General features: G+C 39.9%; 9 protein-coding genes. 5 read left to right on the plus strand and 4 right to left on the minus strand.

The features are described from left to right. Both LD39_RS23440 and LD39_RS04370 read right to left on the minus strand, forming a co-directional pair. A partial coding sequence (locus LD39_RS23440; RefSeq protein WP_231572510.1) for a hypothetical protein occupies positions 1-252 on the minus strand: 252 nt, incomplete at its 3' end. A gap of 163 nt (positions 253-415) precedes the next feature. Next, the gene (locus tag LD39_RS04370) at positions 416-868 is read right to left on the minus strand and encodes a hypothetical protein (RefSeq protein WP_035543270.1); all 453 of its coding nucleotides are present in this window, start codon (positions 866-868) and stop codon (positions 416-418) included. A gap of 150 nt (positions 869-1,018) precedes the next feature. Between LD39_RS04370 and LD39_RS04375 the strand changes: the two genes are divergently transcribed. From LD39_RS04375 to LD39_RS04380, 3 genes are all read left to right on the plus strand, one after another. Continuing rightward, positions 1,019-1,405 carry a VOC family protein gene (locus tag LD39_RS04375; RefSeq protein ID WP_035543272.1) on the plus strand — a complete coding sequence of 129 codons (387 nt, stop codon included), beginning with the start codon at positions 1,019-1,021 and terminating at the stop codon, positions 1,403-1,405. 169 nt (positions 1,406-1,574) lie between these two features. Continuing rightward, entirely contained in the window at positions 1,575-1,739 is a 165-nt protein-coding gene (locus LD39_RS22480) for a hypothetical protein (RefSeq protein WP_156112563.1), read from the plus strand. A gap of 246 nt (positions 1,740-1,985) precedes the next feature. Continuing rightward, positions 1,986-2,495 carry a hypothetical protein gene (locus LD39_RS04380; protein ID WP_035543275.1) on the plus strand — a complete coding sequence of 170 codons (510 nt, stop codon included), beginning with the start codon at positions 1,986-1,988 and terminating at the stop codon, positions 2,493-2,495. Between the two features lie 94 nt (positions 2,496-2,589). On the opposite strand, the gene LD39_RS04385 is transcribed toward LD39_RS04380, so the two are convergent. Together LD39_RS04385 and LD39_RS04395 are read right to left on the minus strand one after the other, a co-directional pair. Continuing rightward, positions 2,590-4,266 (minus strand): M4 family metallopeptidase, encoded by a 1,677-nt coding sequence (locus LD39_RS04385; protein ID WP_035543278.1) that lies wholly within the window; start codon positions 4,264-4,266, stop codon positions 2,590-2,592. A 410-nt stretch (positions 4,267-4,676) separates the two neighbouring features. Continuing rightward, positions 4,677-5,348 (minus strand): hypothetical protein, encoded by a 672-nt coding sequence (locus tag LD39_RS04395; RefSeq protein ID WP_035543285.1) that lies wholly within the window; start codon positions 5,346-5,348, stop codon positions 4,677-4,679. 175 nt (positions 5,349-5,523) lie between these two features. On the opposite strand from LD39_RS04395, the gene LD39_RS04400 reads away from it, so the two are divergent. Together LD39_RS04400 and LD39_RS21715 are read left to right on the plus strand one after the other, a co-directional pair. After that, a complete protein-coding gene (locus LD39_RS04400; protein ID WP_035543288.1) occupies positions 5,524-6,000 on the plus strand; it encodes a hypothetical protein in 477 nt (158 codons plus the stop codon). A gap of 311 nt (positions 6,001-6,311) precedes the next feature. Beyond that, on the plus strand, positions 6,312-7,101 hold a 790-nt coding region (locus LD39_RS21715; protein ID WP_304413570.1), incomplete at its 3' end, for a sugar diacid recognition domain-containing protein.

Raw genomic sequence — 7,101 nt, forward strand, 5'->3', positions numbered from 1 at the left:
TGGTGTGTTGTTTGCTAAGTGATCATAGTTAATATAGGAAGAGGCTGCCTGTTGAGAAGGCAGCCTTTTTTTGTTGGTGTTGTTGGTGGTGTCAGGTACCCGACTTTCTTCTTTCGGTACCAGGTATGGAGAATAGGTCATTGGGTACCAGGTACGTCGCGGAGACAAACCAGTACCTGGCACCGAAACGAAACGAGTTGGTGCCAGGTATGGAGAATAGGTCATTGGGTACCAGGTACGTCGCGGAGACAAACCAGTACCTGGCACCGAAACGAGTTGGTGCCAGGTATGGAGAATAAGTCATTGGGTACCAGGTACATCGCGGAGACAAATCCGTACCTGGTACCGAAATGAAACGAGTTGGTACCAGGTACGATGAGAAGGTCAACGGGTACCTGACACCGAAAAGAGGATATTAAGGGTAGACTTCGAGCTTGTCCAGCTTACGAGTAATGAGATGGATGGTCATAAATCCACCTAGGTACATCAAAAACGTGTAGAAAATGTTCCATTTCTCGTCATAGGTCAACGTATGAATCAATATAGCGATTCCTTCTACACCTGTCATCCCGAGGACAAATAACGGGTACACCCATAATGGATTTTTCTGCTTATAGTAGAGGAAATACGTAAACCAGATCGCCGATACCGTAAAAATACCTAAATCTAGAAAGATAGAATCCATCATGACCACTTTAGATGGCGGGTGAATAGTCCAAAGACCAAGTTGGATTCCGAACTGATTCAAAATCAGAGCAATAAGGGCTGCGAAGGGAGCAACGGTAAAGAAGAGCTTTGGTGTCTTTTTGTACACATAACCAGCCGTTAACCATGGGATAATAAAACCTAGTACAAGCATTAATAGCATGTGGTCACCTCTTTATAATCCATTTTGCCTATACCTTGTGGGGAAATATACGTGGAAATAATATGGAAATTGTCGAGTGGTGTTTCACTAGTAAGGAGATACGTATAGTAGAATGAAATAGAAAATATGTTTACCAGGAGGGAATCAGGTATGAACATAAAGAAAATTCATCACGTAGCCATTATTTGTTCAAACTATGAAAAGTCCAAGCACTTTTATGTTGATACACTAGGGTTAAAGGTTATTTCGGAAACGTACCGGAAAGAGCGAGATTCATATAAACTGGATTTGGCTATTGGAGAAGACTATCAGATTGAGTTGTTCTCTTTTCCAGATCGACCTGAGAGACCAAGCTATCCGGAAGCAAGAGGATTGAGACATTTAGCTTTTGCAGTAGATGACATAGAAGATAGCAAGAGGGAACTTGAAGAGAAAGGGGTCAAGGTTGAGCCGGTAAGAGTAGATCCGATCACAGGAAAGAAGTTCACGTTTTTTCAAGATCCTGATGCGCAGCCGTTGGAGTTGTATGAGAGTTGATTACATACTTTTAAAAAAGTAAAACTCGGGTGTAATACCGAGTTTTTTCTATGTAAAAGTCTGAGGCTATTTACCACCAGTGAAGAAGTTATATATAATTCGAATTAATAGATTTATCAGCAATTACGGGAGTGACTCGAATATAGTATTCAAATGAGTGGGGGGGTAGATGGACGAAGTTCTAGTAATCAGTTCTGTTCTTATGATGATTAGCTTACTATTAAGTCTTCAATTCTCTATCTTTAATATCAAGAAGACAGGGAAAGTGCTTAGACACGGGCTTCAAGGCAGTCTAATTAATGGCTTTACTGGGATTGTTACTGCTGTTTTATGATTTAAGTATGTTTGGTCTATCAATACGTTTTTATTATTTGGTGGTATCATCTATATCTTGGCTTTTACATTAATCACAATCATTATTTTATTCTCTATTTTGCTCTTTAATAGAAAGAAGTTAGTTGAGAAAAATTCATCAAATCCTTAGCATTTCGTTTTTATTCAAAAATGCTCCTAAATAAAGTTTGCATAGAATATAAGTAAACAAAGCTGTATGACATGATAAACGGTGGGAGGCTGAATTATGGAAGAAGTGGAAGAGGTCTCTGAATATGTATCATTCATTACAACTGTTGCACCTATTTTTTCTTTGTTCATTTTGTTTGCGGTGATTGGATGTATTTTATGGATCATTATAACAATAATCAAAAATCAACGAACCATTATCGGAAATCAGAAGAAGCATCTTACTAACGATAAACAAGGCGAACAGCAACACAAAGTCCTTACACTTTCTTCGTTGAAGACGAGTGGAAAGGGAGGATTGGGTGTAGAAAGATGGTGGAAATGGTTTTTTGTATCATTTTATTTATTGACTTCATTATCGATCTTTCAGATTAAATATTTGGCTTGGCTCTCTCAAGAAAGGTTAGACCCAATCTTCCTTGTAGGGTGGATCGTTTTGTTCGTGGCCGTCTACGGTTTACTAATTTACAAGCAACAGCGTGATAAAAGAATGGTGACCATGGAAGAGGAGAATCAGCGTTTGAGAGAAGCGGCAGAGTATTTCCGAATTAAATCAGAGGGTGAATAATGATAAAAAAAAGAAGCTGGTCGGATGCCAGCTTCTTTCAAATGAAGTTAATTTGAGAGTTGTTTCTGAAATACCTTCCTGCCTCCTAATTATATTACTCAGTGATTCCTACTTGATTGAACCCATCCGCTGTCGCCATCGCTTCTGCACTACCCTCGCCATAGATATCAACCGCAGATTGAACGATCACCTCTCGTGCGTGACTAAAGTCAGAATCTGGAGTCAGATAAACGGTAAGCGCACGGTAATAAATCTGCCCAAGTTTTTCCTTGCCGATCTGTTCACCAGTAATATAAGCGGCATGGTTGATGATGGAGGAGTTGATGTGAACGCCGCCATTGTCTAAATCGAGTGGCAGATCATAATACTCGTCCATGTTGGATGGATACATCCCGTTTCCATCCCCATACGGAGCGTATTTTTCTCCAACAGGATATTTGCTCGGGTTGCTCAGGCTGCGAAGCGAAGTTCTACCTGAAGCGACGGCTTCATCTGCCATGATGTCTTCCCCAAGCTCCCAGTCCTCTTCATCGATTAACGCACCAAAGATATCAGAGAAAGCTTCGTTTAGCGCTCCAGACTGATTGCGGTATTTTAACCCAGCTGAGTAGGTGGTGACACCATGAGTCATTTCGTGAGCGGCAACATCAAGACCCGCAGATAATGGGATGAAAAATTCTCCGTCTCCATCTCCATACGTCATATATTGGCCATTCCAAAAAGCATTGTTATAGTCTTGACCAAAGTGGACAACCGAAATGATTGGCATGCCTTCTCCATCTATGGAGTTACGGTTGTGTTCTTCCTTGTAATAATCATAGACTTCTTCTGAATTGTAGTGGGCATCGACCGCAGGGCGCTCATAATTGTCTTTGAAGGCTGCATCATTCGATTGAAAAAGAGAAGCGGACCCGCCCCATTGGTTTTCCAAATCGTATGTGTAAATCCCGTCTAAGTTCACATGGGAATTATCATATAAGTAGAAGTTTGTACCCCCCTCAACACTTTTATCGTTGCTATGAGTGATATGCAGGTTGCGTTTTGCACCTAATACGCCTACACCAGCCCCAATGGAAGATTGATAACCATCTGCATGCATAATCGCATTGTATTGATCGATGACTTCACCAGTATTTGCATCCACAAAGACAAACCAGTTGCCTGGGTTTTCTCCCATAAAGTTGACATTGACTTTGTAAGCCAGATGATTTTCATCATTGAAAGGATAAATGACGAGCTCGCTTGTTGGAGAAGCTTCGAGCTGCTCTGGTGCTTTTACAGCAGCTTTCGCCTTTTTGACACTCGCTTCTTTAGAAAGAGATGCTTCTGTAGAGATTGACGTTTCCTCTACTGAATCATTAAATTGACCGCTCACCGATTGAACACGGTTGTCACTGCTATAGTGAACGGTGACCATATTTCCATCGACAGGAACTCCGTTTTTCTTCTGTTGCAGCTTCACATGTGTCATACCTAAGTCATCTTTTTTCACTTCAGACGCATCTAAGCTTTCATCTGGAGCATCGATTTTATATTTCGCATTATTCTTCTTCAAAAATGCTTTAGCTGAACGGGCATCAGCTTTGTTTTGTTTCTCTGCTTGTTTTTCTTTCACAAAAAATGGTTTGTTGTCATTCGCTTTATGTACTTTTTTCTGAACGACTTCAGCAGGTGTCTGGTTAGTCACCGCTAAGGTGCTCGTCGGGGCCACAGTACCCATGATCAAAGCGGACGAAAGGACTGCCATTGGAATTACATGTTTTTTCTTCATTACATACCTCCTAGTTGGAATATAACCAATTATAGGAAAATTTGTAGAAAGTATACAGAGTATATATAACTGTTTGAATTTTCAGAAATAGTTGTTGTTAACTAAGACAATTTCCTCTGTTATAGGACATTTTTCACCTATTTCTAACAGGTATTCTAGCACCGGGAAAGGAAGAGAATTACGAGGAGGGAGTAATAGTCTTTGTAAATAGTCTTTTGTGAAAGCCCATGGAGGGAAGGAGGGGGTGTAATCAGCGAGTTGAGTGAATGAATCGACGAAGTTCTTCTTGGAATCACTCAAAGGTATATGGGAATCAGCGAATGTAGAATGAAAATCGCTCAAAGTTGAGATGAAATCAACGAACACATCTTACCTTCTAAAAGAAATAAACTTGGCGGGTGCCAAGTTTATCATTTTTGTCTTATTTGATAGTTTATATAGATTTCAGCAGCTTCTTCCGCTGTAATGCTGAACTTAACAGCCGCCTTTTCCGCAACAAGCAAGTCATGGTATTTCGGATCATAATTCTCTCCGAAATTGGTGAGTTTATCATATTGGTCTTTCATATAGCTGTAAATTTCTGAATCGTCCACCTGGTCTAAAATTTTGTAAGCCGTAACAGTCGGAGTTGGGCTGAAGTACAGATTATTTTTCTGAATAATAAAAGATGTGGCTCTTGAAACTTTAAAAGTATCTGAAGGGGTAGAGAGCGTGATCGAATCCATTTCACAAGAGTAGTCAATCTGCTCATCATCAAATGTTTTTGTAAATGATTTAGAATCGAATTCTTTTAAGATCTCGTACTGTTCTCTTTCCGTCAGTGACTCAAATTCTTTATTTAACTTCCCTGTCAGTTTAAAACCATAATGCGTCGTATCACCTCGTAGAATGCTTTCAACATCGTCAACCTCTAGTCCAGTAGAAACGTAATTCGAGAGTTCTCCTTGATTCAGTTGATTTGTAACCTCGTTCATAAAGTTCGTTTTAACTTTTTCGTTTTCCCTTCTAATATCCTCTCCGTTTGCGGGAGAACAGGCTGAAAGCATGGTGCAAACGAAGATGATTATAATGCTCCATCTCATCTTTAGGATTCCTCCCTTCACTTATTTTTTATATTTAAAAGTGAAGGAGTTGATTCCAAAATTTTATTTTTCGCTAAAATTAGTGGGAGTAAGAAGCTTATATTATTAACATAGCCAGGTCATCCCCAACATACTATATTTCCAAATAAACATTGTTGAGTGTGGAGGATGAATCGTGTCAAATAACAAAATAGCTGATGTATTAAGTTTTTGTGGTGTTGTCTCTGTTCTATTTGGTGTGGTTTCTAGTTTAGTTATGTTTGGAAATGACGGCTTAGCTAGTGCGTCTCCTAGTCTGCCGCCGGTATTTGGACTGAGCGCGTTAGCAAGTGGATTTATTTCAGGTATACTCTTTTTTGGTTTTGCGGAAGTCATTAAATTGTTGCAAGGGATTTACAACCAAGGTCTAGGAGTCTCCACACCTGAACCGGGATCCTCTAACTTGTCTAATGAGAGCATAAAAGAAGTCACCACGAATTTGGAGGGCATTGACCCAGAGGATGAACACGAAATCAAACTTTATTTTGGTGAAAAGAATCAAACGATCAACTCTATTGTGCCCACCGATGAAGTTGGAGTTTATCTTGTGGATGTTGAGGGAGAAAAGAAGAAAGTGGAGGCAGGCGGTTTTGTTGTTAGAGTTATTGATTGAATGACAAATGATTTTGTTAAAAAAAGGAATCTCCGCGAATTTGGAGGTTCATTTTCTAGTTCTGGATAGTATATTATCGCGTGAAGAAGATGAGTGAATGAGCAGGTTGCCACTTGGTTCCCTTAAGCTGTCAGTAATGAACTTACTATCATCAGTTGCTAGAAATAATACTAGCTTGGCAACATCTTCACTTTCCCCGTAACGGGTAAGAGGAATGGACTTTGCTATAGAATTCTATTTGTCTAGCTAAAATATAAAACTCCTGTACAATGTTACTATCGATATCATGAGAAAATGGAGTGTCGTTAACTATGCTGATACCTAAAGAAGTCGCACAGTCGATTGTGAACGAAACAGAATCCATTATGAATAAGAACATCAACTTTATGGATGAAGAATCCAAAATCATTGCGAGTTTAGATCATCAGCGGATTGGGGATTTTCATGAGGGAGCAGCAGAGGTATTGCGAACGGAACAGAAAGTGGTCATTTCTTCGAATCAAACTTACCTGGGTGCTAAGCCCGGCATTAATTTACCTGTGAGACTTCACGACCAGGTTGTCGGTGTGATTGGTATCACTGGTGATCCTGATGAAGTTAACCAGTTGGGAGCTCTATTACAGCGAATGACTGAAATTCTGATTAAAGAAGCTTACTTAGACGAACAGGTCGAGTTAGAAAATCAGGCCAGGGAAACGTTCGTTAATGAGTGGATTAATAATCGCTTTGAAGATGAAAAACTTTTTGCTACAAGAGGCTGGATGTTTGGGATTAATATATATAAGCCAAGGGTTGCGGTTCTCTTAGAAATGAGCGGGTTCCAAGAATATTGGTATAAAAGAATTGGAAATTCGGATGTCGATGTGAAAGAAGAAGTGAACTTACAGCGGTACAGACGAGCAGTGGAGCGGTTAATTAAAAGGCATTTTCCTAAGGAACACGAACATGTCTTGATCCCTAATGGAAGTTCCAGCTATACAATCTTGTTATCGGTCAACGAACTTAGCGGGCATCAACAGCGAAAAGAGTTAACTTCAACAAGGATTAATGAAATTCAACGGGCCTTAGATGTCACCTATAAACAAAAGAGTGTGGCAGGCA

Origin of the sequence: Halobacillus sp. BBL2006 (assembly GCF_000786645.1) — a bacterium.
In the GTDB taxonomy this organism is placed as follows: domain Bacteria; phylum Bacillota; class Bacilli; order Bacillales; family Halobacillaceae; genus Halobacillus.